Source organism: Nocardia flavorosea, from assembly GCF_015477805.1.
GTDB classification, from domain to species: Bacteria; Actinomycetota; Actinomycetes; order Mycobacteriales; family Mycobacteriaceae; genus Nocardia; species Nocardia flavorosea_A.
Window position 1 is genome coordinate 396,538 of record NZ_JADLQL010000006.1, and the last position, 24,065, is coordinate 420,602.

General features: G+C 68.8%; 21 protein-coding genes, 1 rRNA gene and 1 pseudogene. 3 read left to right on the plus strand and 20 right to left on the minus strand.

Annotated elements, in window-relative coordinates; genetic code table 11:
* Positions 1 to 48 precede the first annotated feature (48 nt).
* Both IU448_RS25865 and IU448_RS25870 read right to left on the minus strand, forming a co-directional pair.
* A complete protein-coding gene (locus tag IU448_RS25865; protein WP_195058287.1) occupies positions 49 to 1,419 on the minus strand; it encodes a hypothetical protein in 1,371 nt (456 codons plus the stop codon).
* A 147-nt stretch (positions 1,420 to 1,566) separates the two neighbouring features.
* On the minus strand, positions 1,567 to 2,478 hold the full coding sequence (locus IU448_RS25870) for an alpha/beta hydrolase fold domain-containing protein (protein WP_195058288.1): 912 nt from the start codon (positions 2,476 to 2,478) through the stop codon (positions 1,567 to 1,569).
* Between the two features lie 88 nt (positions 2,479 to 2,566).
* Here IU448_RS25870 and IU448_RS25875 point away from each other — a divergent pair, with 88 nt between their 5' ends.
* Positions 2,567 to 2,932: a hypothetical protein gene (locus IU448_RS25875; protein WP_195058289.1), complete on the plus strand. Its 366-nt coding sequence runs from the start codon at positions 2,567 to 2,569 to the stop codon at positions 2,930 to 2,932.
* 413 nt (positions 2,933 to 3,345) lie between these two features.
* Here IU448_RS25875 and der read toward each other — a convergent pair whose 3' ends face one another.
* The 10 genes from der to steA form a co-directional block, all read right to left on the minus strand.
* Positions 3,346 to 4,758: a ribosome biogenesis GTPase Der gene (der, locus tag IU448_RS25880; RefSeq protein WP_195058290.1), complete on the minus strand. Its 1,413-nt coding sequence runs from the start codon at positions 4,756 to 4,758 to the stop codon at positions 3,346 to 3,348.
* An 11-nt stretch (positions 4,759 to 4,769) separates the two neighbouring features.
* Positions 4,770 to 5,468 (minus strand): (d)CMP kinase, encoded by a 699-nt coding sequence (gene cmk / locus IU448_RS25885; protein ID WP_195058344.1) that lies wholly within the window; start codon positions 5,466 to 5,468, stop codon positions 4,770 to 4,772.
* 80 nt (positions 5,469 to 5,548) lie between these two features.
* Positions 5,549 to 6,946, minus strand: coding sequence for a pseudouridine synthase (locus tag IU448_RS25890; protein WP_195058291.1), 1,398 nt, complete (start codon positions 6,944 to 6,946; stop codon positions 5,549 to 5,551).
* 9 nt (positions 6,947 to 6,955) lie between these two features.
* Positions 6,956 to 7,576, minus strand: coding sequence for an SMC-Scp complex subunit ScpB (gene scpB, locus IU448_RS25895; RefSeq protein ID WP_228814352.1), 621 nt, complete (start codon positions 7,574 to 7,576; stop codon positions 6,956 to 6,958).
* Positions 7,577 to 7,823: 247 nt separating this feature from the next.
* Positions 7,824 to 8,717, minus strand: coding sequence for a segregation and condensation protein A (locus IU448_RS25900; protein ID WP_416383043.1), 894 nt, complete (start codon positions 8,715 to 8,717; stop codon positions 7,824 to 7,826).
* Positions 8,714 to 9,589 (minus strand): ParA family protein, encoded by an 876-nt coding sequence (locus tag IU448_RS25905; RefSeq protein WP_195058347.1) that lies wholly within the window; start codon positions 9,587 to 9,589, stop codon positions 8,714 to 8,716. Before IU448_RS25905 ends, IU448_RS25900 begins: the two co-directional genes overlap by 4 nt.
* Positions 9,590 to 9,854: 265 nt before the next feature.
* Positions 9,855 to 10,802, minus strand: a complete 948-nt coding sequence (locus IU448_RS25910; RefSeq protein ID WP_195058292.1) for a site-specific tyrosine recombinase XerD — start codon at positions 10,800 to 10,802, stop codon at positions 9,855 to 9,857.
* Positions 10,803 to 10,815: 13 nt separating this feature from the next.
* Positions 10,816 to 11,472, minus strand: coding sequence for an NUDIX domain-containing protein (locus IU448_RS25915; protein ID WP_195058293.1), 657 nt, complete (start codon positions 11,470 to 11,472; stop codon positions 10,816 to 10,818).
* Positions 11,469 to 13,202 carry a CTP synthase gene (locus IU448_RS25920; RefSeq protein ID WP_195058294.1) on the minus strand — a complete coding sequence of 578 codons (1,734 nt, stop codon included), beginning with the start codon at positions 13,200 to 13,202 and terminating at the stop codon, positions 11,469 to 11,471. The genes IU448_RS25915 and IU448_RS25920 overlap by 4 nt, the downstream gene beginning before the upstream one ends.
* Before the next feature lie 528 nt (positions 13,203 to 13,730).
* Positions 13,731 to 14,942 (minus strand): putative cytokinetic ring protein SteA, encoded by a 1,212-nt coding sequence (steA, locus tag IU448_RS25925; RefSeq protein WP_195058295.1) that lies wholly within the window; start codon positions 14,940 to 14,942, stop codon positions 13,731 to 13,733.
* Between the two features lie 182 nt (positions 14,943 to 15,124).
* Here steA and IU448_RS25930 point away from each other — a divergent pair, with 182 nt between their 5' ends.
* Positions 15,125 to 15,544 (plus strand): SRPBCC family protein, encoded by a 420-nt coding sequence (locus IU448_RS25930; RefSeq protein ID WP_195058296.1) that lies wholly within the window; start codon positions 15,125 to 15,127, stop codon positions 15,542 to 15,544.
* 169 nt (positions 15,545 to 15,713) lie between these two features.
* On the opposite strand, the gene IU448_RS25935 is transcribed toward IU448_RS25930, so the two are convergent.
* From IU448_RS25935 to IU448_RS25960, 6 genes are all read right to left on the minus strand, one after another.
* Positions 15,714 to 16,304, minus strand: coding sequence for a hypothetical protein (locus IU448_RS25935; protein WP_195058297.1), 591 nt, complete (start codon positions 16,302 to 16,304; stop codon positions 15,714 to 15,716).
* Between the two features lie 248 nt (positions 16,305 to 16,552).
* Positions 16,553 to 18,325 carry a DNA repair protein RecN gene (recN, locus tag IU448_RS25940; RefSeq protein WP_195058298.1) on the minus strand — a complete coding sequence of 591 codons (1,773 nt, stop codon included), beginning with the start codon at positions 18,323 to 18,325 and terminating at the stop codon, positions 16,553 to 16,555.
* Positions 18,303 to 19,277: an NAD kinase gene (locus IU448_RS25945; RefSeq protein WP_195058299.1), complete on the minus strand. Its 975-nt coding sequence runs from the start codon at positions 19,275 to 19,277 to the stop codon at positions 18,303 to 18,305. The genes recN and IU448_RS25945 overlap by 23 nt, the downstream gene beginning before the upstream one ends.
* Positions 19,274 to 20,095: a TlyA family RNA methyltransferase gene (locus IU448_RS25950; RefSeq protein ID WP_195058300.1), complete on the minus strand. Its 822-nt coding sequence runs from the start codon at positions 20,093 to 20,095 to the stop codon at positions 19,274 to 19,276. The genes IU448_RS25945 and IU448_RS25950 overlap by 4 nt, the downstream gene beginning before the upstream one ends.
* Before the next feature lies 1 nt (position 20,096).
* Positions 20,097 to 20,375: a hypothetical protein gene (locus tag IU448_RS25955; protein ID WP_195058301.1), complete on the minus strand. Its 279-nt coding sequence runs from the start codon at positions 20,373 to 20,375 to the stop codon at positions 20,097 to 20,099.
* A gap of 13 nt (positions 20,376 to 20,388) precedes the next feature.
* Complete coding sequence (locus IU448_RS25960; protein WP_195058302.1) at positions 20,389 to 21,288, minus strand: HAD-IIA family hydrolase; 900 nt, start codon at positions 21,286 to 21,288, stop codon at positions 20,389 to 20,391.
* Positions 21,289 to 21,781: 493 nt separating this feature from the next.
* Here IU448_RS25960 and IU448_RS25965 point away from each other — a divergent pair, with 493 nt between their 5' ends.
* On the plus strand, positions 21,782 to 22,270 hold the full coding sequence (locus tag IU448_RS25965; RefSeq protein ID WP_195058303.1) for a GyrI-like domain-containing protein: 489 nt from the start codon (positions 21,782 to 21,784) through the stop codon (positions 22,268 to 22,270).
* Between the two features lie 70 nt (positions 22,271 to 22,340).
* Here the strand turns inward: IU448_RS25965 and IU448_RS25970 are convergent.
* A pseudogene (locus tag IU448_RS25970) lies at positions 22,341 to 23,228 on the minus strand (hypothetical protein); the annotation flags it as partial.
* A gap of 714 nt (positions 23,229 to 23,942) precedes the next feature.
* Positions 23,943 to 24,059, minus strand: a 5S ribosomal RNA gene (rrf, locus tag IU448_RS25975).
* Between the last annotated feature and the right edge of the window lie 6 nt (positions 24,060 to 24,065).

The window sequence follows — 24,065 nt, forward strand, 5'->3', positions numbered from 1 at the left end:
TAGCGCGCAACCTACGGGGCGGCGACGCGGGAAACCGGTGCGAAACGATCAGGCCCCGTTGGTGGAGGTGCTGCGAGCCCGCCCGGACCGGGCCTTGCGCCGTTCCGCCTGGAGTTCGGCGAGTTCCTGCTCCAGGATGTCGGCCACCCGGAACTGACCGGTGTCGTATCCGTCGGAGGACCGCACGACCTCCAGGAACTCGTCGGTTTCCTTGTCACCGGACAATTTGCCCTTGCCACCCGAGTCGCCCGCACCGTTACTCGCCGCGCTCGCCTGTTTGGCCTGGCCCAGTTTCTTGACAGCGGCGCTGGCCGAATTGCTGATCGGCAGCTTGTCGGTGACCTCGGCATTCTTGGCCGTCGACTCGTCGAACAGCGGCGAATTCGTGGCGAGCTCGTCCAGCAGGGAACTCGTGCGCCCGATCAGGCCCGAGGTGACGTCGGCCAGATCCCCTGCCCGCTTCTTTCCGGCCTCGACCGGCTTGCCGTCCGAACGAAATGCCGACCCGGCACCGGGTTTCTTCGCCCCGGATTCCAGCGCCGCCGGCTGCGCCGCAGCCGTATCAGCGGCCGGCAGCGCCCGAGCCTCACCCGCATTGGGGTCGAGTTTCATATTCACCCGCGGCAGGCTGTTGCGGATCTGCGCGGCCGGATCGGGCAGGCCCCGGACCTGTTCGGTGGCCCGCAGAATCGCCATACCGTAGCGCGCGCTGGCCGCGTCGTGGATGAGCAGCGCGACACCGATCATCACCGGTGCGACCGCATGCACCGCCACGTCGTACCAGTTACCCACCCGCAGATAGGGATAGGTGTTGAGTCCGACGGTCAGGGCCAGCAGCGCGATCTCGGCGGCCGCGGTCTGCTTGCGATTGTTGACCACACCCCATTCGGCCACCTTGTTGGTACCGATCATGATGATGATCAGGCAGACACTGATCATCCCCTCCAGCAAGTAGCTGAACCAGAACAAGGGGTCGCTGGGGCCGGTGGGGGCGATGTTCTGCTGGACGTTGACCGCCGACCACAACATGCCCGCGCCGACAACACCGGCCAACGCGCGCAACGACCAGGACCGATGCCGGTACAGCGACGCCAATTTGGCGTGCGGGCTGGACTCCCGGCGCTGCGCGGCGATGGCTTTACGGGCGAGCAAGAGGTCGCGCATATCCGCCTTCTCGATCTGCTCGGTGGTCTGTCTGGCCCGATCGTTCGCCGCGGCGACAGCCTGGATCTCCTTCCAGCGTTGTCCGCGCTCCTGCTCGCGGATACGCTCGGCGAGTTCACGTTCGGCCTGTAGCTCCGTTTCCGACAACGCCTCGGTGAGCGCGGGGTCGAACTGGTATGCCAGTCGGTTGCGGGCATGTTCGACGCGCTGGGCCAGTTGCGTGACATCGTCCTCGATCGGCGGCTCGACAGTCATTCCGGCTCCCGCCTCGGGTGATTCGATGGCAGACAAGTAGTCACGCCGGGGTACGGTACCGTCCTTTGCCGCGGGATGCACCGTCACGGTCGAAACAGCCGATTTCCATGGTCGTTCACAGGCCGTTCACGAGTTCCCGTGGCGGGGTCACGGTTCCGGTTCCGCGGCCGCCGGACGCCCGTCACACCGCGCCACGGCGGCGAGAATCGCCCGCACCGCGGGCGCCGCCTCGGGCACCGGGACGAGCGGATAGACGTGAAAGGCACCGGTCACCTCGGTGAAATGCACTGCCGACCCGGCACGTTCGGCGAACAGGCGCGCATCGGGGTACAGGATGTCGTGGGTGCCCATGTAGATATCGGTCGGCGGAAGCCCATCCAGCCGGCCGTTGATCGGGCTCAACTCGGGCCGGCCCAGATCATCCCCGCCGGCCCAGACCCGACCCGCCTCCAGCAGCCCGGGACGCGCCAACCACGGGTCCGCGGCTTCGACCCGGTCGATATCGGAATTCGACAACCGCATATCCAGGCACGGCGAGAGCAGGATCAACCGCGCCGGCGCGGGCAGACCGGCCTCCGGCAGGGACTGGGCCAGTGTGAGTGCGAGGGTCCCGCCGGCCGAATCCCCGGCGATCACCACCCGCGCGGGATCGAATCCACCCAGCACATCCCGGTAGACCTCGGTCAGGTACGGACGAGCATCCCGGTAGGTGTAGCGCGGAGCCAGCGGGTAAATGGGCACCTCCACCCGATGCCCCGCCGCGGCCAACCGTCCGATGAACCGCCAATGCCACCAGCTGATCTCCCGGAAGAAACTGCCACCGTGCAGATAGATCACCGCGGTGCCGGATTCCCGGCCGGCCCGCGGCACCGCCGTGTAGCTCGCAAACCCGCCGACGGTACGGCAGGCGATCGAGTGACGCCGGCGTAATCCGCGCGGCGGCGCGTGATCTCCCGGCGCCTCGGCCATCGCCGCACGCGCCTTCTCGGCAGTGTCCATCCCGCGCTTACGGGTCAGCCGCAGATATACCGACACCGCCCGGCTACGACGACCGACCATCAGCTCTCCTCGCTCGGCGCACGGCGCTCCCGAACAGGCGGACCACATCATGGTGCGGCCCACTCTGCGGCCACGCTACCGTCACACCATGTGCGACAACAGGGACCGCCGCTACCGCACCCACTACGTCTGCCCGCCGTGCCGGGTCTCGCAGAAGCGATGGGTTCCCACAGCACAGCACAGCGCAAGTCCGCCCCGCTGCCCTCGGTGCTCGACCGAAATGCTCGACGCCGGCCACGATTTCGCCGCACCGCGACAACACGACAGCGCGGGATGGTCGGTCGTGGCCGCCGTCCTGGCCACCGGACTGCGCTACGACGGCTACGAGCCCTGCGGCTGCGGCCGCGAACCGAAACCCCGGCCCCGTACCCGCGCCGAACTACGCGCCTCGCACGACGAGGCCACCCGCCTCCACCTCACACCGGCCGAGGCGCTGTCGATCCGCCACCGGTGAGCCTCACCCGACCGCGCGCACCACTGTCATCCTCGGGCGCAGCGAGCGTGCCAAGACCCGGCCACAACACCACTGCACGCAGAGCGCCACCAGCTCGCGCCGAACCAGCCGAATATTCCCGCCGGCCGGGCCGCTACGTGCCCCCTTCCGAACGGTGGGCGCGGCGACGCCCTAGCCACTCCGGCATGCCCCTCTGCCGCCTCCGATGTGCGGCCGCATTCGGTGGCAGTGTCGGGCCGAGACGGACCGGGGCGGCCGGGGCGGGCCGGACTATGCCCCACCGAAGCACCGCGTCCAGCGTGGGCCGCAGCAGAGCATGCGTGGGTCTTCTCGGCGCCGGCTTCGCCGAGAAGACCCACCACACTGCACGCGAGCGGTCCGCTCTCCGTGCTGCGGACGCACCACGCGCCGGATCACTTCCTGGGCCGTTTCTCCCGTACTCGCACCGAAATCCGCACCGGCGACCCGTCGAACCCGAATTCTTCGCGCAACCGCCGCTCCAGGAAACGCCGGTAACCGGCCTCCAAGAACCCGGTGGTGAACAGGACGAAGGTCGGCGGCCGGGTCGTCGCCTGGGTGGCGAACAGGACCCGTGGCAGCCGGCCGCCGCGCATCGGCGGCGGGGTCGCGGCGATCACTTCTTTCAGCCAGGTGTTCAACCGGCCGGTCGGAATCCGCTTGTCCCAGGATTCGAGCGCGGTTTCCATGGCCGGAACCAGTTTCTGCACTGCCCGCCCGGTATGCGCGGAAATGTTCACCCGCTGCGCCCACGGCACGCGGTTCAGGTCACGGTCGATCTCCCGGTCGAGTTGCAGGCGGCGATCTTCGTCCACCAGATCCCATTTGTTGAACGCCAGTACCAGCGCACGCCCGGAATCGGCGACCAGGCTGATCACCCGCAGATCCTGTTCGGTGATCGGCTGGGCGGCATCGATCAGCATGATCGCGACCTCGGACGCCTCCAGCGCCGATTTGGTGCGCAGCGACGCATAGAACTCGGTTCCGCTGGCGTTGGCGACCTTGCGGCGCAGTCCGGCGGTATCGACGAACCGCCACACCTTGCCGCCCAGTTCCACCAGCGAGTCCACCGGGTCGACGGTGGTGCCGGCGATATCGTGCACCACCGACCGTTCGTCGCCGGCGAGCTTGTTCAACAGGCTGGATTTGCCGACATTCGGTTTTCCGACCAGCGCCACCCGGCGCGGCCCACCGGTACCTGCGGCACCCTCACGCGGGGTCTCGGGCAGGACCTCGAGCACATCGTCGAGCAGATCGCCGGTGCCGCGGCCGTGTGCCGCCGACACCATCCGCGGTTCGCCCAGTCCCAGCGACCACAGTGCGGCCGCATCGGCTTCGATCCGCTGATCGTCGACCTTGTTCGCGACCAGGATCACCGGGGTCTTCGCCCGCCGCAGCACCTTCACCGCGGCCTCGTCGGTGGCGGTGGCGCCGACCACGGCGTCCACCACGAGCAGGATCGCGTCGGCGGTGTTCATCGCGAGTTCGGCCTGCCGGGCCACCGACTGCTGTAACCCTTTGGCGTCCGGTTCCCAGCCGCCCGTGTCCTGCACCCAGAACCGGCGGCCCGCCCAGCTCGCCTCGTAGGAGACGCGGTCGCGGGTCACCCCGGGCACGTCCTCGACCACTGCTTCGCGACGTCCCAGGATCCGGTTGACCAGCGTCGACTTCCCGACATTCGGGCGGCCGACCACGGCCAGGGTTGGCATAGGCGCCTGGTCGGCGGCCTCCGGATCGCCGGCCAGGTCGGTGATCTCCCAGTCGGTTTCGTCGTTCCACACGCCGTCACCGGCGAGTACGTCGCTCATCGTCTCCCCGCTCATCCGGCCGCGCCCCGGCGGCGTAGTGCCGACCGCTCGTGCGACCGGTCCAGCTGCCGGGCGACTTCCCGGTACAGCTCGTCGATCGTTTCGTCCATGGTCAGCTCGCTGGTGTCGACCTGCACCGCATCCTCGGCACGTCGCAAGGGCGACACCGCACGAGTCGAGTCGAGGCGGTCGCGACGTTCGACGTCGGCGAGTACTCCGGCGTAGTCGTCTCCGCGGCCCTCGGCGATGTTCTGCAGATTACGTCGATGCGCCCGGGCCGACGCGGAGGCGGTGAGGTAGATCTTGGCGTCGGCGTCGGGCAGCACGGTGGTGCCGATATCCCGGCCTTCGACCACGATGCGCCCGGCGCTCACCGCGATCTCGCGCTGCAACGCCACCAGTTGTTCGCGGACTTCCGGCACGGCCGACACCGCCGATACCGCGGCAGTGACCTCAGGTCCGCGGATCTGCGCGCGCACATCGTCACCGCCGAGTTCGATCAGTTCCCGCTCGGGGTCGGTGCCGATCCGCAACGGCATATCGGCAACAACCTCGATCACGGCGGCGGAATCGGCCGGGTCGACCCCGGCACGCAGCACCTGCAGGGTCGCGACCCGGTACATGGCCCCGGTATCGAGGTAACGCGCCGAAAGCCGGGTCGCCAGCCGCCGCGAGACGCTGGACTTACCGGTGCCCGAAGGCCCGTCCATAGCCACGACCAGCGACCGGTCACCGGCCGGATCCGTGACGACCCCGACCGGAGCTTGCACACCGAACACCTCGGCCCCGTTCACAATGACACCGCCTCGTAGAGTTTGCCGATTTCGTCCCGGCCCAGTACCCGCAGGGTGCCCGGCCGCTGATCGGCCAGTACCACCGGGCCGATATGCGTGCGGACCAGCCGGGTCACCGGGTGACCGACCGCGTCCAGCAACCGTCGCACGATATGTTTGCGCCCCTCGTGCAACACCACCTTCACCAGGGATCGTCCCGCGTCGACCTCCAAGACCTGGAATTTGTCGACAGCGGCGGGGCCGTCCTCGAGTTCCACGCCGTCGCGCAGGATCTTGCCGACGGAGCGGTGCACCTCGCCCTGCACGGTCGCGAGGTAGGTCTTGGACACCTGGAATGAGGGATGCATCAGCCGATGGGCGAGGTCACCGTCGTTGGTGAGCAGCAGCAGCCCCTCGGTATCGGCGTCGAGCCGGCCGACGTGGAACAGCCGCTGCCCGGCGGCGACCCGCTCGGCGACGATATCGCCCACGCACGGGCGGCCCAGATCGTCGGACATGGTGGACTGCCAGCCCTTGGGTTTGTTCAGCGCCAGATGCACCAGTTCCTCGCGCACGACCACCCGGATACCGTCCACCCGCACCACGGCGTTCTCGGGGTCGATACGCAGTCCCTGTTCACGCACGATGATGCCGTCCACCTCGACCCGTCCCTGGTCGATCATCTCCTCGGCCGCGCGCCGGGAGGCGACACCTGCCTTGGCCAGCACCTTCTGCAGGCGTTCGCCCTCACCCCAGGGCATCTTCTCGTGGCCGGGCTCCTCCGGTTCCACATGTTGATGACGGGCGGGTTTGGCGTTGTTCAGCTGCGGTGTGCCACCGGACCGCGCGGCCGGTGCCTTGCGGGACGGGGCCCCGCTTCCGGTACGGGCACCGGTCCGCGCGGCGCCGGCCGGTCCGCTACGTCCGGTGGACGGCCCGCCGCGTCCTGCGGCAGTGGAACCACTCCGCCCGGCGCCGGAGGGACCGCTACGCCCGGTAGCCGTGCCACGTCCCGCCGCGGCAGCGCCGCCACGCCCGGCCGGGGCCGATCCGCCACGCTCCATCCCGGCCGAGCCGGTACGAGCGGATCCGCCGGCACCGCGACGTCCTCCGGTACCGCCGGCGCCGGCGGGAACGAAACCACCCCGCCCGGCACCGCGGCGTCCCGGCGGCGTGTCCGGGCCTCCGGCACGCCCGGTGCGTACCTGGTCACTGCGTGCGCCGCGTTCGGTGCTGCGGGTTCCGCCACCGCGACCGGTCCGGGCGGCCTCACCACCACGGCCGTTGCGGGGGACCTCACCGCGGCGGGCCTCCCCCGTCCCGCGGGGTGCGCCGCGTCCGCGACCGCCCCGGGGGGGCTGGTCGCCGCGTTGTCTACGATCCGGTGTGCCATCTCGGCGAGCGGGTGTATTCACGATTTCCTGTCAATCCTCGGCGCCGAGGTTCAGATCTTCCTCGGCGGGTTTGCGCAGTCTGGTGTAACGGGGATCCGTCTCCAGACTGTCATTGATCTCATCGATCAGGTCGACGCCCGGCAGCAGCGGCGCCAACTCCGGCAGATCACTCAGCGACGCCAGTCCGATACGTTCCAGGAACAGCTCGGTGGTGCCGTAGAGCGTGCCGTTCGTTTCCGGGTCGGTGCCCGCCTCGGTGATCAGCCCCCTGGCCAGCAGGGTGCGCATCACACCGTCGACGTTGACACCGCGCACCGCGCTGACCCGGGCCCGGGTCACCGGCTGCCGGTATGCCACCACCGCCAGCGTCTCCAGTGCCGCCCGGGTCAACTTCGACCGGGCGCCGTCGAGCAACATACGCTCCACATACGGTGCGTACTCGCTGCGAGTATAGAAGCGCCACCCGTCCCCGGCGAAACGCAGATCGATGCCGCTGCGCTGCGCGGCCAGCTCCGCCGACATCTCCCGCAGTGCCTGTTCGACCCGGCGCGCGGGCTCGTCGAGCGCAGTGGCCAGCTGCTCTACCGGCGCGGGAGTGTCCACCACGAGCAGGATCGCCTCGAGCGCCGCCCGGAATTCGGCCTCGTCCATCGACTCGGACGCGAATTCGGTCACACCCTCGCCGTGCTGCGCTGCGGCCCTCCGGTCCACATCGCTCATGCGCTGCACGCCGCTGATGGAAGTGCCCGCACGGCCGAGCTGTACCCCAGCCCGTGGGCCGGCGCGGACGACCGCAGGTCCGCCGGGTGCGCGTACGGCCGCCTCCCGGCCGGATTCGCCACACAGGACCAGGGTCTGCCCTGGTCACGCTCTGCTGCCGGCTCCTTGCTCGACTCGTTCATCCGTAGTCCTCCTCGATGGTGACCGGCACGGCCTCCGCGTCGTCCCCGATCCAGCGGACCGCGAGCGGACCGAGCGGGTCGGGCTGGTCGAATTCGATCGACTTACCCCGATACAACTCGAGCAGCGCCAGGAACCGCGCCACGATCTGGATCGGCGCCGCGCAATCGGACACCAGGTCGGCGAATGCGGTCCAGGTCCCCGCACCGCGGGCACGCAGCAGTTCCAGCACCAGCGTCGCCTGTTCGGCAACCGATATGGCGTGCGCGTGCAGATGGTCCAAGCCCACCGTAGGCACCGGCCGCGGCCGGAACGCCGCCGCGGCGATCTCCGCGAATCCGGCCGCGTCCACCCCGAGCGTCACCTCCGGCAGCAGCCCGGCGAAGCGCTCCTCCAGACCCACGGCGCGCGGATACCGGCGCAGCGCGGCCGCCTCGAGTTCGCCGAGCAATTCGGCGACCTGTTTGAACGCCCGATACTGCAGCAACCGGGCGAACAGCAGGTCCCGCGCCTCGAGCAGTTCCAGGTCGTCGGGATCGGTCACCTCCCCCGAGGGCAGCAGCCGCGCGGCCTTCAGATCCAGCAGGGTCGCGGCGACCACCAGGAATTCGGTGGTCTGATCCAGGATCTTGTCGGTGCGCAGCGAATTCCCCGGCTGGGTCAGTCCGGCGGTGAGCGCCTTGGTGTAGGCGATGAATTCGTCGGTGACCTGATGCAGCGCCACCTCCGTCACATCGAGACGGCGCTGCGAGATCAGCTGCAACAGCAGGTCGAACGGGCCCTCGAAATTACTCAGCCGCAGATGGAAACCGGTCTTCTCCGGCGCCGCGACCGCGGTATCGCCGGGTTCGCCCGTACTCGACGAGACAGATCCGGGTAGTGCCGCGCTCACCGCCCCGACCGGTGGATGACTTCCCGTGCCATCGCCCGATACGCTTCGGCACCACTGGATTTCGGCGCCCACGTGGTGATCGGCTCACCGGCGACGCTGGCGTCCGGGAACCGCACGGTCCGCGCGATCGCGGTGTCGTACACGAGATCCCCGAACACCTCCACCACACGCGCCATCACCTGCCGGGAATGCAACAGCCGGGCGTCGAACATGGTGACCACGATGCCGTAGAGGCTCAGCCGCGGGTTCAGCCGGTCCCGCACCTTCTCCACCGTATCGTTGAGCAACGCCAGGCCGCGCAGCGAAAAGTACTCGCATTCCATCGGAATGATCACGCCGTCCGAACACGCCAGCGCGTTCACCGTGAGCAGGCCCAGCGACGGCTGGCAGTCGATGAGGATGTAGTCGTAGCGATCCCGGATCGGTTCCAGAGCCCGCCCAAGCGACTGCTCCCGGCCGACCTCGTTCACCAACTGGATCTCCGCCGCGGACAGATCGATATTGCTCGGCAGCAGATCCAGGTTCTCGACCTTTGTCTGCATGAGCACATCGTCGGCCGCGACCGGCGCCCCGATCAGCAGGTTGTGCACAGTCAGATCCAGATCGTGGTGCGCCACACCCAGCCCCGCCGACAGCGCACCCTGCGGGTCGAGATCCACCAGCAGCACCCGCCGGCCGTATTCGGCCAGCGCGGCACCCAGGTTGATGGTCGAGGTGGTCTTGCCGACCCCGCCCTTCTGATTACACATCGCCACGATCAACGCGTTGCCCTGATGCGACGGTTCGGGCGGATCCGGGACCGGGCGTAGCGGCCGGCCCGTCGGACCGAGTTCGGCGTCGGCAGGGACGGGTTCGGGGCCGGCGCCCCACACGGATGTGGCGCGCTCGTCGTTCTCGGCGCCCTTCGGCGGTTCCGCCGTTCCGGCTGTCGTCACGATCCGCTGCTCCTTATACGTTCCTGCCCGTCACCTCGTAGAGCGTAACGAGGCCGATCAAGGGACGGTCTCGCTTTCGCCACGGTCCGGCTCCTCCTAGACGCTACCCGTTGACAGCACTCCGGTGCCCAGTGTGCCAACCGGCGTGTTCGGTAATATCGGCGCGCCTTCGGCGCGCGGGGTTCGGGCGTGATGCAGCAGCTCACCGTGCCCGGGGGTGGGCGGTGGCCCAGACTTCACGCAGGGTGCCCACGGTGACCATTGTGTAGATCTGGGTGGTGGTGACCGAGGCGTGCCCCAGTAGTTCCTGCACCACCCGCACATCGGCGCCACCGTCGAGCAGATGGGTGGCGAACGAATGCCGCAGGGTGTGCGGCGACACCGTGGCCGTGATCCCGGCATTTTCCGCGGCACGCTGCAACACCTGCCAGGCGCTCTGCCGGGACAGTCGCCCGCCGCGGACATTGAGGAACAATGCGGCCGCGGAACCGGAGGCACGAACCCCGGCGCGAGCGTTCGAGGCGAGCGCCGGCCGCCCACGCACCAGGTAGGCGTCCACGGCTGCCAGGGCGGGGCGGCCGACGGGGACGATCCGCTGTTTACCGCCCTTTCCCCGCAGTACCACAGCGCGGCCCGCGAGGTCGAGATCATCGAGGTCGAGGCCGACGGTTTCCGAGATCCGCGCACCGGTCGAATACAGCAGTTCCAGCAGTGCGCGGTCGCGGAGCCCACGAGCACCCGCAGTCCCGCCGGATCCCGTATCCGCTCCCACCGATTCCAGCAGCCGCAGCACCTGGTCCACCGGCAGTGCCTTGGGCAGCCGCTGTCCCACCATCGGCGGCTTCACCGCATGTGCGACATCGGCGCTGATCAAACCTTCGGCGGCAGCGAACCGATGCAGCCCGCGGACCGCGATCAGCGCCCGCGCGACCGATCCCGGCGCCAGCGGCGGATGCCGGTCGTCACCTGTGCGCAGGGCGATCCCGAATTCCCCGATATCGGTTTCGCGAACCGATTCGAGGCCGTCGATTCCCCGGTCCTTCAGGTATTCGCGGTACCGCCCGAGGTCGCGCCGATACGCCGACAGGGTGCTGCGGGCGGCACCCCGCTCCACCGCGAGATGGTCCAGGTAGATATCGGCCTCGCGCACCGCATACCCGCCCTCAGTCCGTGTTCCGTTGCGCCGCTTGGCGCCGTAACAGTGCGTTCGGTAGCCCGGGCCACGGTGCGTCGGCCGGGCGCAGCGGCAGGTTCGCGGCGTCGGCGGCGCTGAGCGCGAGCAGTCCGGCGACTGCGGTCGCATTCACGATCTCGCCCGCCAGGGCCGCGTGCACTGCCGCCTCGAGCGGCATCCGCACGAGTTCCAGGTCGGCTTCCTCGTGTTCGGGAGCGGGCCGGTCGGTTTCGGTCAGCCCGCGTGCCAGGTACACGCGTAACGCTTCGTCGGTGAACCCCGGCGACAACGCCACATCCACCAGCACCGACCACTTCCGCGCGGCCAGCCCGGTTTCCTCGGCCAGTTCCCGCCGCGCCGCCACGAGCGGATCCTCCCCGGCGATATCGATCAACCCGGCCGGCAGTTCGAGCAGCCGTTCCCCGAGCGGATGCCGGTACTGGCGAATCAGCACGACCTGCCCGTCGTCGTCCACGGCGACCACCGCGACCGCGCCGTGATGCTCGACCACTTCACGCTCGACGACCCGCCCGTCGGGCATCTCCACCTGGTCCAGCCGCAGCGCCACGATGGCCCCGTTGTAGACCAGCCGGCTGTCGACGGTGCGGAAGGAGTGGCTGCCCGGAGCCGGTTGCGCGCCGGTCACGAGACCTGCTCGGCGGCGGCCATTTCCTGCTCTTCCTGCTCACCCGGGATATCCACGGGGAGCCGTTCGGCCAGCTTGTACCGCAGCGCTGCCGCGATCAGTTCGGCGAACAGCGGATGCGGCCGGGTGGGCCGGCTCTTCAGTTCCGGATGCGCCTGGGTGCCGACGAAGAACGGGTGGATATCGCCGGGAAGTTCGACGAATTCCACCAGATGCCCGTCCGGCGACGTACCGCTGAACCGCAGCCCGCTGGTGGCGATCTTGTCGCGGTAGCTGTTGTTCACCTCGTAGCGGTGCCGGTGCCGTTCGGAAACCTCGGTGGAACGGTAGGCCCTGGCCACCACCGACCCCTTCTCCAGGACAGCGGGGTAGGCGCCGAGCCGCATGGTGCCGCCCAGGTCGGCCTCGCCGGCCACGGCCTGTTCCTGATCGGCCATCGTGGAGATCACCGGGTGTTCGGTCTCGGGCTCGAATTCGGCGGAGTTGGCGTCGGTGAGCCCCACCGAACGCGCGGCCTCGATCACCATGCACTGCAACCCCAGGCACAACCCGAGCAACGGCAATTTGCGGGTCCGGGCGTGGTGGATCGCGCCGACCTTGCCCTCGATGCCGCGGATCCCGAATCCGCCCGGGATCAGTACCGCGTCCACATCGCGCAGCGCGGCCTGCGCCCCGGCCGGTGTTTCGCAATCGTCGGATTGCACCCACCGCAGTTTCACCTTCGCGCGATGCGCGAAACCGCCGGCCCGCAGCGCCTCCGTGACCGACAGGTACGCATCCGGCAGGTCGACGTACTTACCGACCAGCGCGACCTCCACCGTTTCCCGCGGTGTATGCACGCGGTCGAGCAGATCTCCCCAGATCGTCCAATCGACATCACGGAACGGCAGCCCGAGTTTGCGCACCACGTACGCGTCGAGGCCCTCCCGGTGCAGCACCTTGGGGATGTCGTAGATCGACGGCGCGTCCGGAGTGGAGATACAGGCGTCGACCTCCACATCGCACATCAGCGCGATCTTGCTCTTCAGTCCGGCCGACACCTCACGGTCACAGCGCAGGATCAGCGCGTCGGGCTGGATACCGATACTGCGCAGCGCCGCCACCGAATGCTGGGTGGGTTTGGTTTTGAGCTCACCCGAGGGCGCCAGATACGGCACCAGCGAGACGTGCAGGAAGAAGACGTTGTCGCGGCCGACGTCGTGCCGGATCTGCCGGGCGGCCTCGAGGAACGGCTGCGATTCGATATCGCCGACCGTTCCACCGATCTCGGTGATCACCACATCCGGTTCCTGCCCCTGCAGGTCCGGCCCGCGCATCGCCAGGACGCGCGCCTTGATCTCGTCGGTGATATGCGGAATCACCTGCACCGTATCGCCGAGATATTCGCCGCGCCGCTCCTTGGCGATCACCGACGAGTAGACCTGACCGGTGGTGACGTTGGCGTCCTTGGACAGGTCACGATCGAGAAACCGCTCGTAATGACCCACATCGAGATCGGTCTCGGCGCCGTCCTCGGTCACGAACACCTCGCCGTGCTGGAACGGGTTCATGGTGCCGGGATCGACGTTCAGATAGGGGTCGAGCTTCTGCATGGTGACTCGTAGCCCTCGCGCGGTCAGCAACTGACCGAGGCTGGAGGCGGTGAGACCCTTACCGAGTGAAGAGGCGACACCACCGCTGACGAAAATGTGCTTGGTGGCTGCGCGCGCCTGAATCCGTGTATGACCCACGGGTCTTCACAGTAACACGAAACCGCCCCGGCGAACGACCGCCACTCCCCGTTAACCACCCGATCGCCCACCCCTGCCGCTCGGGCCCGGGAACCGCGACTCCCGCCCTGTTCCACTCGAGCCCCGGCCGCACCACCGGCCACTTCTTCCCCATTCCACAGCCCTGCACACGGTGCCGGCACCGCGATATCCGATCGCGTCCCGAGTGCTGAAGAGTTGCGCGCCACACCCCTGCAAGGGACCGCATGGCCGCGCGGCAACACGCCGCAGCCTCGGCGGAAACACCTGGGACAACCGCCCCGCCGGCGAAGACACCGCCGCCGGCCGCCAGACCAGCCGGCGGTCGGTTACCCGACTCGGCGGCCGAGCACCCCGACCGCCACACGACCGGTACGGCTGCGTGACCGGTACTTATTCAAGGCTCTCGACTTCCCTCCCGGCCGGACACCAGGTCGGCGGGTAAGCCCGTTCCGGCCCGGGCGAACACTGCGCGGGCGGTCGACCGAGAACGTTTCGGCGGCAGCCCTGCTATCCGGTCCCGCCGAGCAGTTCCCGGCCCCAGAGCTCGGCCCGGACCAGCATGTCGTGCGCCCCGGCCAGCATCTCACTACCGTGCCCGACCGCGAGTATCGCGACGATCGCCGCCCCGAGCACCGCAAGCACCAGTAGTGCCGCCAGCACGCCCGAGATCCGGTTGCGGTACAGCGTCGCCACCGCCGATGCGTCCATGATCGATTCCCCGACCTTCAACCGGGTCAGGAAGGTCGCCGGGTTGCTCTCGCGGCGACCGCGGTCGAAGAATTCTTCCAGCGATGCGCTCGCACCCGCCGTCACGATCAGGGCCGCCCCGTGATGGTGCGCGAGCAGCAGGGCCAGGTCGGCGGGCGCCCCGGAGCCCGGGAAGGTGGTCGCCCCCAGGCCCAGTTCCTTCACCCGTTCCAAGCCCTCGGCCCGGCCGTCGAGATCTGCCGGAATGATCAGTTCGGCGCCACAGGTCAGCGTTTTGGTGGTCAGTTCGTCGGGGTTGCCGACGATCAGGTCCGGCCGATAGCCCGACCGTCGCAGCGCCTCGGCGCCGGCGCCCACACCGATCAGGACCGGCGCGTATTCCTTGATGAACGGCTTGAGCTTCTTCAGATCCTCGGCGTGCCCCGGCCCGGCCCCGACCATGACCACCTGCCGGCCGGTCAGGTCCAGATCCGGCCGCGGTACCCCGATACCGTCCATGAGCAGCGAGGATTCGGACCGGATGAAGTCGAGCGCATCACCGGCGAAGGATTCCAGATGCTCGGCGAGCCCGTTGCGCGCTTCCCGCATCCGTTCGGCGATCGCGTCCTGGTCCAGCTCGAGGCATTCGATCAGCACCTCGGGTTCCTTACGGGCGAACCGGTCGGCGTAGACGATGCCGTCCTCGATCCGCACCCGGGCACCGTCCTTGATCCGGGCGAAGGCATCGCCACTCACGGTGTCCAGCAGCAGCACACCTCCCGCGACCAGAACTTCCGGGCCGACATTCGGGTATCGGCCGGAAATCGAGGGTGCGGTGTTCACCACTGCCGTCACCCCGGCGGCGACCAGCCGATCGGCGAGGGACTGATCCAGGTCCATTTCATCGAGAACAGCTATATCGCCTGGCCCGATCCGCGTGAGCAGCCGCCGGGTATCGCGGTCGACCCGGGCGGTACCGGTCCGGCCGGGCAGTGTCTCGGAGTTCTTCGACAGCAGCGCCAGCATCCTCATGCAGCGATGATGTCGGTAAACCCTCAACCTTCGGTGGAGACACGCCGCTGACCGGCCGGTTATTCGCCCATTCGGGCAATCGGACAGCTACCCGGCGACAGATCGATCGGTCCGGCTGCCCGCGGAGGCCGGGCCCGGCGCGCCGTATGCTGCCGGACACAGCTATTCGAAGAGGAGAAGCCATGGCCAGCACCACCGTCGATACCGTGATCGCCGCCCCGCGGGCGACCGTGTACCGGCTGTTCGCCGACCGCGAGAGCATCACCCCCTATCTCGCCGTGAACGTCACGCTGGTGCGCCCCGGCGAGACCGAACGCGAAGGTGTCGGCGCCCAGCACAAGATCGGTGTCGGACCGGTCGGTGTGGTGGAGGAGATCACCGCACTGGTGCCGAACGAGCGGATGGAATACAAGATCGTCAAGGGCGCTCCGGTGAAAAGCCATACCGGCGTCATCACCTTCGCCGACGCCGGCAACGGCACCCGTGTCGTCTACACGATGACCTCCGATCCCTCCTTGCCCGTACCCGCCAAGGCACTGGAGATCGGCCTGAAGGGCCTCATCAACCAATTCATTGCCGCCGCCCGCAAAGCCGTCCGCTGACCGGCCGCAACAGCTGACAGCGGCCTGATACCACGGTGCGCGCCCGCCCCGGTCACGCAGGCTCGGGCCGCGGCCCGAACGACCATCGCACGTCTCGGTGACGGCAGAGGGTAACGATCGGTTCCTCGGTCGGCAGGGTGCGGTACACCTCGATGTTCTCGTCGATGGATCAGAACCGCTGGACGAACCGGTACCAACTGTCCTCGAGTGGGACGTAGCGGAAATCCCCGTCGTAGTGGGTTGCCCCACGGCCGGGCACACCGTGCGGGAGATACGCGAATCCGACGGGATCGACGAGGCCACCATCGGTGTAGAGAAGGCAACCGTCGTCGCGTTTCACCACCGACGTAATCGTGTAGACGCCGTACCGCCCCTGGGCCGAGGCCGCGCAGCCGGTTGCGAGATCTTCGAGACTTCCGCTGGAAATCCGCCACCCGAGATCTTCGGGAATATCGGCCCACGCCAGGACACAGGTCGATGCGACCGCACCGGGCGCAAGCAGTAGCCACCGGTACCGGTGGTAGCGGATCGCACCGAACAGCCCGATCACCAGCCACAGCACACCCAGCAGCACCAGTGCCCAGCCGGCAAGCACAAGGACGGGAAGCGCAGCGTCCGACATCAGCATCCACAGCATCGCTACGCAACACACACTCACCGCGAGCGTGATCACGATGATGGACACATACCACCACCGGGACGCGGTCCGCGCGGGTTCGCCTGGCCGGCGCGGTTCGTCATTGCCTGCGGTAGTGGACATCGAATCGTTCCTCCTACTGGCAACCGCGCGGCACCAGCCGAGCAAACGCCCGGGCCACGCCGAGAAACAGTCAGCTCATCATCGACCCACGCCGCGGCGCAACAACGAATCCACCTGCCGCCCTCATCCCGGTGGTGGTGACCGGAGCGGCGCGATCGACCAACTGCCCGAAACACCTTCAGCTCTGTTCCGCGCCGGACACTCGTACTCCGCCATCGCCTATGGTGGCACCGGGGCGCCGGCCTGGATCAGCGCGCCGCCATTCGTTCCGCTCGCGCGATATTGAGCAGTTCCCAGGCGTGCGCGCGACCCGTTTCGGTGTCGTCGAGCCCGGCCAGCATCCGGGCGAGTTCCACGATCCGCTCGTCCTGCGTCAGCGCCCGAACCCCCGAGTTCACGGTGCCGTCACCGTCATCGGACTTGTTCACCACGAGATGCGTATCGGCGAACGCAGCGACCTGCGCCAGATGGGTCACCACGATGACCTGATGGGTGCGGGCCAGCCGGGCCAGCCGCCGCCCGATCTCGACCGCCGCCCGCCCGCCGACACCGGCGTCGACCTCGTCGAACACCATGGTCACCCCGTGCTCGTTACCCGCCAGCACCACTTCGAGCGCCAGCATCACCCGGGACAGTTCACCGCCCGACGCGCTCTTGTTCAACGGCAGCGACTGGGCCCCGGAATGCGCGGCCAGCCGTAACTCCACCTCGTCTATCCCGGCCGGCCCGGCATGGAGTTCGGTACCGTCGATCAGCAGCGGCGCCGAATCCTGCGGCCCGGCCGGCACCGGGCGGACCTCGACATCCAGGCGCGCCTTCCCCATCGCCAGACCACCGAGTTCCTCGCTCACCGCCACGGCCAGCTCACCGGCGGCCGCGGTCCGCGCCTGCGACAGTTTCACCGCCACGGCTCGCACCCGGTCCGCGCCCGCCTCGACCTCCGCGGCCAGCGCCGCCAGCGTCTCCTCGGACACATCCAGTGATGCCAGCTTCGCCCGCGCCTCGTCCGCCCAGGCGAGCACCCCGCCGATATCGGGTGCGTATTTGCGGGTCAGCGATTTCAGTTCGGCCTGGCGGGTCAGCATGGAGTCCAGCGCCCCCGGGTCCGACGGCAGTTCCGACAGGTAACCGCTCAATTCCGTGGTCAGATCCACCACCACCGCGATCGCATCCGCGAGCCGCGGCCCCAGCGCCGCCAGCGCCGGATCCTCGGCCCCTTCGACTCGCGACCGCGCAACTCCCAGCGCGTCCAGCGCTCCGGCGTTGTCTCCCGGATCGTCCTCGGGCCCGGCCAGCGCCGCGTGCGCCGTGGCCGCCGCTTCCCGCAGCGAATCCAGATCGCTGAGCCGGCGGATCTCCGCGACCAGGCGTTCGTCCTCCCCCGGTTCGGGTGCGACCGCATCGATTTCGGCGAGGGCCTGGGTGAGCCGTTCCGCTTCGGCCGCCAGCTCGCGGCTGCGCGCCGTACGTTCCAGCAACGCGTTGCGCGCATCGAGCCAGGCCTGCCGCTGCTCGGTGTATTCGCGCAGCAACGGCGCCACCGTCGCGTCCGCGAACTGGTCCAGCGCCCGCAGTTGCTGTTCGGGCCGCTGCAACCGCAATTGGTCGTTCTGGCCGTGTACGGTCAGCAGCGGTGCAGTGAAATCTGCCAGCACCGACGCCGGCACCCCGCGGCCCCCCAGATGCGCCCGGGAGCGGCCGTCGCTGCCCACCGTGCGGATCGCGATCACCGTACCGTCGTCGTCCGCGACAGCGGCCGCCGCCTCCAGCACCACCTCGGCTTCACCGCGCGCGGTCGCGTTCACCTCGTCGAGGCTGAACCTGCCCTCTACCACCGCCCGGTTCGCGCCGAGCCGCACCCGTCCGGCATCGGCCCGGGCCCCGCTGAGCAGGTGGAGACTGGTGACCACCATCGTCTTGCCCGCGCCGGTTTCCCCGGTGAGCACCGTCAGCCCTTCGTGGAATTGCGCAGTGGCCGTGGAGATAACGCCCAGTCCGTCAATTCGTATCTCTGTCAGCACGTGTGCCCTCCGTTCGCCGCCGGCCCCGCCAACCCGTTACCGGCAGCTCGAACTTGCGCACCATCCGGTCCGCGAACGGCGCGGAATCCAGCCGCACCCACCGCACCGGCTCGGCACCCCGGACCGCTTCGACCCGGCCGCCTCGCGGCAATGCGAGGGTGCGCCTGCCATCCAGGAAAACTATCGCATCATGGCCGGTGGCAACCGATTCGACCGCGATCCGGGAGTCCGGGCTGGTCACCAGCGGCCGGGCGAACAGAGCATGCGCATTGCTCGGAATCACCAGCAGCGCTTCCAGTTCCGGCCACACCACCGGCCCGCCGGCCGAGAAAGCGTACGCGGTGGAACCGGTAGGGGTCGCGACAAGAATCCCGTCGCACCCGTAGGACGACACCGGCCGCCCGTCGACCTCCAGCACCACTTCCAGAACACCCATCCGCGCGGCGTTCTCGATACTGGCCTCGTTCAGTGCCCAGCCGCGCTCGATGATCTCGTCGTCGAGCCGGACACTGACATCGATCGTCATCCGCGCCTCGACCCGGTAGTCCCGGCGCACCACCTGCGCGAGCGCCTCGTCGAGATGTTCGGCCTCGGCTTCGGTGAGAAAACCGATGCGGCCCAGATTGATCCCGAGCACCGGAACCGTGACGTGCCGGGCGAGTTCCGCCGCCCGCAGCAGCGTGCCGTCACCGCCGAGCGCGAGCACCATCTCGCAGCCCAGCGCCGCGTCCGGCTCGTGCGCCACCACCTGCACCGGGTAGCCCCCGGATTCGGTGATCGGGGCGGCACCGGATTCGAAGCGGGTGCTGTAGGCCTCGTCGGCGAGCACCCGCAACCCGATCCCGGCTTCGGCGCAGATCTTCGCCACCCGATGCGCCGTTTCACTGATCTCGGCGCGACCGGGATGCGATACCAGCAGGATCTCCCTGCCCCGGGACGTTTCCGCGTTCATTGCGGGCCTTCTTCTACCGCCAGCCGCACCATCTCCGCCACCTCGCCGGCCTGGTCGCCGGGAATATCCTCCCGGCGCAGCCACAGAAAGTATTCGACATTCCCCGAGGGTCCCGGTAGCGGGCTGGCCACCACGCCCACCGTCCGCAAACCGAGTCCGGCCGCCGTGGCGGCGACCGCGCCCACCGCCTCCGCTCGCAACTGCGGGTCACGGACCACACCGCCCGACCCCACCCGTTCCTTACCGACCTCGAACTGCGGTTTCACCATCGGCACCAGATCGGCGCCCGGTGCCGCGCACGCCGCCAGCGCGGGCAGGACCAAGCCCAGCGAGATGAACGACAGATCAGCGACGACCACGTCCACCTGCCCGCCGATACCCTCCGGTGTCAGCGAGCGAACGTTGGTCCGGTCGAGTACGTGCACCCGCTCGTCGGTCCGCAAGCGCCACACCAACTGCCCGTAACCGACATCGGCGGCCACCACCTCCCGCGCCCCACGACTGAGCAGCACATCGGTGAACCCGCCGGTGGACGCCCCGGCGTCCAGGCAGCGCCGGCCCGCGACCGCCAGGCCCCGCGGTTCGAAAGCCGCCAGCGCACCCAGCAGTTTACGGGCTCCGCGCGATGCCCAGGCCACCTCGTCGACCTGTTCCTTGACCACCAGCGGTGTGCCGGCTTCGACCGCGGTCGCCGGTTTCACCGCCACCGCACCGTTGATCAGGACCCGCCCGGCACCGATCAATTCCACAGCATGCTCACGTGACCGCGCCAATCCGCGGCGGACCAGTTCCGCGTCCACCCGCGCCCGCCTGGCCACCTCAGATCTTGTCCACCGTGGCCAGAGCCTGGACCAGCACCTCGTGTGCCTGCTCCAGGATATGCGCGCGGCGGGCCAGGTCGGTTCCGGCGGATTCGTCCCCCGCAACGCCGCCACCGGCCGGCCGCTCGGCGAGTTCGGTGAGCAGTTCGCGAACTTCGGCACGGATCTTGTCCGGATCGGCGAGATCGCCGGGTCCGGCCGCCCCGGGCAGATGCTGACCGGGTAGCGGCACCCGGGCGGCGCCTGGGGTGTTCGGGCGAGGAGTCGGGGTAGTCATCGTGAGGTCAACGCTATCGGATTTCCGAACGGGGCGCGCGGACCCTCAGCGCCCGGTCCGGCCGTGCGTCCAGTTCCCGCCGGACGGCGGCCGGGTCGTCGCTGTGGGCGAGCGCCGGCGCGTTGTTCAGTGCTGCCAGGCTGCTTGCGATATAGGTCGGCCACCGGTGTGTCGGCAGCCCGGCCAGTTCGTCGATCGTACTGACGCCGGTGAGGACCAGCAGTGAGTCCACCGCCACATTCTCGGCCCCGTCGATATCGGTGTCGAGCCGGTCTCCCACCACCAGCGCGGCCCGGGTCCCGGCCCGTTCCAAGGCATTCTCCAGCAGCGGAGCAAAAGGTTTTCCCGCCACCTCCGGCTCCCGATCGGAAGCGGCTCGCAACGCCGCGACCATGGCCCCGTTACCGGGCGCCAGACCACGTTCGTTCGGCAGGGTCCGGTCGGTGTTCGCGGCCACCCAGACCGCCCCCGCCCGCAATGCGTACGACGCCTCGGCCAGATCGGGCCACGCAGTCTGCGGGGAATGCCCCTGCACCACCGCCGCCACTGTTTCCGTAGCCCGCCGCACCGGCTGCAACCCCACCGACTTAACCTCGGCAGCCAGATCGTCGGTGCCGACCACCAGGACCTCCGCGCCTTGCTCGACCCGCCCGGCAAGCAGCCGCGCCGCCGCCTGCGCACTGGTCACCACTTCGGCTTCGGTAGCCGGATACCCCATCTCGGCAAGATGAGCAGCCACCGACCCCGCCGCCCGGCTGGCGTTATTGGTGACATAGACCAGCCGCTGCCGCCCATCCGCAAGTTCCGCCGGCCCGCCCTCGATCACCGCGGATCCGCGATACAGCGTCCCGTCCAGATCCAGCAGCAACGCCTCGTACCCGTCCCGCAACCGCGTTCCACTTACATCCTGCACACTCGGACCCTACGTCGTCGCCCGGCTGCTACCGAAGCCACACTCCGGGTGTACGACCTCCCCGTCCCCCCTTCACCTGATGGATATGGCAGCCGTCTCGCATGTCCGTCATCGACCCGGAGACGCAATTCGGCCGACCGGCGCGGGCCGTGGCCTTCGAACGGGTCCCGTCTGCTGCCCCCGATGGTCAAACGGACTTCAGCGCTGTCGCAGCGTGGTTACCCGCGATCCGGCCGAATACAGATCCCCTCGTCAACCCGGGTTCATATCGGTATCGACCGCCTGAGCTCCGAGTTGATCCGCAGGACACCGAAGTCGAAGCCGGTACGCACGTCACCCGGTATGCCGCGCAATCCCCCTGTCGAAAGCGTCGGGCCACCCCGGGCGGGATCGAGCACACCGATGAATTCCCGGCTGTTGCTTCGTCCTCATCAACGGCACCCGCGCCGGCGCGTGCCGTACAACCCCGGAAACATCGGATAGTGGAGGAAATGTGGCCGACGCGCCCCTCGATCCCAGTACTCGACCGCGACTGCTGGAGGTCGCCGAAACGACCCTGGCGGTTGTCCACGGCCTCGTCTCCCCGGCCATGATCAGGGATTTCTTCGATACCTCATTCACACGCCTCGCAACGGTGCTCGCCAACCAGGATGTGAGCATCAGCGGACCAGCGCTGGCCTGCTACGGCGCCACGAGCGAGCAGACCATGCAGATCGCGGTCGGTTTCCCTGTCGACCGGCAGATCGTTCCCGAGGACGAGGTCGTCGCCGACCGGCTCCCGGCCGGCCCGACAGCGAGGCTCGTCCACCACGGGTCATTCGATGAGCTGGGCGCGAGCTGGGACCGGCTGTACTCCTGGATCACCGACCGAGGTCTGACACCGGGCGACAACAGGTGGGAGGTCTACGTCACCGAGCCGAACCCGCAGATGGACCCCGCCGATCTGCGCACAGAACTCAACTGGCCGGTCGCACCGGTTTGATTCGAGCTTCGGCACGCAGAACTTCGGCACGCAGAACATCGCCCCACATCTCGACCCGGCCATGCCGCTGTCAGGAACCCCCGGTCAACTCCGCTGCCCGTTCTTCTGCATCGGTTTCACCATCGAGGTCAGCTGCTGCGGCGTTGAAGAACCATGTCAGACCTTCTTGGGTACGCCCAGCCGCGACGAGCGCATCGGCGTAGGCATAGAACAGCCGCGCCGGCCCGGACCCGGTGCGAGCCGGATCGAGGTCAGGGGTCTGCAGGGTGACCACGGCCTGGTCGTACTCTCCCAAGTCCATCCGCGCACCCGCGACCACAATGCGCAGTTCGATCGCGTCGTCGCCGGTCAGCGACCGGGCTTCGTCACTGCGGCCGATTTCGATCGCGCGCTCCGGCCGGCCCAGGCCCCGTTCACAGTCGGCCATCACCGCGAGCAGCCCGGTCCCACCGGCCATCCGCCGCGCAGCGCGCAGCTCCGACAACGCCTCGGCCCACTCACCGGCGTGATACGCCACGACTCCGGCAGTCTCCCGTACCACCGCGATCCGCCCGGCCCGCTGCCGTGCCGCCCGGGCGTGCGCCAAGGCCAATCGTGGATCGTCGTCGAGAAGTTGCGCCGCCATGGCCAGATGGCGCGCCACGGTTTCCGCGTTGCCCTTGTCGAGACTCAGCAGATCGCGCCGGATCGACGAATCGAGATCGCCGGCCTGAACATCCTCGGGCAGATCGGGCTCGTCGGGACGCGGCGGCCGCCGGTCTGCTCCCCGGGCAGCGCCCTCACCGCCCCGACGGCGCGGACCGCCCGGCCCGGCATCGCGGAAAGAACTCGACGCGCCGCCCGCCTCGTAACCTCGGCCGGCTCCGCGGTTCGGGCGTTCGGCCCCGCCACGCGATCCGAACCGGCGATCATCGGAACTTTCCCGTCGGCCGCCGCGCCCGCCGAAGTCGCGCCGCCCCCGGGCACCGCCACCGGGGGTATCGGTGCCCGGACGGTCCGCAGCCCCCCGGAAATCATCGCGCTCACGATAGCCGCGATCCGGTTTCTCCCCACCGGGCCGGGAGCCACGGTTGCCGGATCCTCGTGTCTCACCGCGTCCGGTATCCGGAGCCGCACCGAATCGCCCGGCCCGCGAATCATCGGCCCGGAAACGAGCGCGATCATCGGATCCGCCGGACCTGCTGCCGCGTTCTCCGGCCGACCCGGAACGTTGCGGTCGGCCCCGATCGGCGCCGAAACCACGGTCGGACCGGAACGCCCCACGGTTGTCATCGCGTCCGCTGCCGCCGGCCCCACCGCGTCGGTCCCGCGTCTGCTCGCCGCGGTCGCCTCGCGCCGCACCACGGTCGTTTCGGGTGGTGCCGGATGCCTCTCCGTCACGACGGAAACTCCCTCGCCCACCCGGCCGGCCGTCCTCTGATTTTTCCCCACCGGCGCGAGGTGTGCCTTTGCCGTCACCGGCACGGCGGAACCCGTTCTCCGCCCCAGAAGAATTACGCCGGAACGGCTTCCGGCCATCGCTCTGTTCCGGCACGGCGGATCCCTCTCTCAAATGGAAATCAGTCGAATCGATAGCGGCGAGCACTACTCGCCTCGAGTCTAACGGGTAGAAATCCCGTACAAAAACGACGAGAGGGGACCCAGATTCTGGGTCCCCTCTCGCGAAAGTATGTTCCGGCGGTGTCCTACTCTCCCACACCCTGTCGAGTGCAGTACCATCGGCGCTGGCAGGCTTAGCTTCCGGGTTCGGAATGGGACCGGGCGTTTCCCTGCCGCTATAACCGCCGTAACTCTA

Bases quoted from the DNA above. Each gene is read 5' to 3' on its own strand.
- IU448_RS25865 (WP_195058287.1), bottom strand. From the start codon at position 1,419: ATGACTGTCGAGCCGCCGATCGAGGACGATGTCACGCAACTGGCCCAG.
- IU448_RS25870 (WP_195058288.1), bottom strand. From the start codon at position 2,478: ATGGTCGGTCGTCGTAGCCGGGCGGTGTCGGTATATCTGCGGCTGACC.
- IU448_RS25875 (WP_195058289.1), top strand. From the start codon at position 2,567: ATGTGCGACAACAGGGACCGCCGCTACCGCACCCACTACGTCTGCCCG.
- der (WP_195058290.1), bottom strand. From the start codon at position 4,758: ATGAGCGACGTACTCGCCGGTGACGGCGTGTGGAACGACGAAACCGAC.
- cmk (WP_195058344.1), bottom strand. From the start codon at position 5,468: ATGGACGGGCCTTCGGGCACCGGTAAGTCCAGCGTCTCGCGGCGGCTG.
- scpB (WP_228814352.1), bottom strand. From the start codon at position 7,576: ATGGACGAGGCCGAATTCCGGGCGGCGCTCGAGGCGATCCTGCTCGTG.
- steA (WP_195058295.1), bottom strand. From the start codon at position 14,942: ATGAGGATGCTGGCGCTGCTGTCGAAGAACTCCGAGACACTGCCCGGC.
- IU448_RS25930 (WP_195058296.1), top strand. From the start codon at position 15,125: ATGGCCAGCACCACCGTCGATACCGTGATCGCCGCCCCGCGGGCGACC.
- IU448_RS25935 (WP_195058297.1), bottom strand. From the start codon at position 16,304: ATGTCCACTACCGCAGGCAATGACGAACCGCGCCGGCCAGGCGAACCC.
- IU448_RS25945 (WP_195058299.1), bottom strand. From the start codon at position 19,277: ATGAACGCGGAAACGTCCCGGGGCAGGGAGATCCTGCTGGTATCGCAT.
- IU448_RS25955 (WP_195058301.1), bottom strand. From the start codon at position 20,375: ATGACTACCCCGACTCCTCGCCCGAACACCCCAGGCGCCGCCCGGGTG.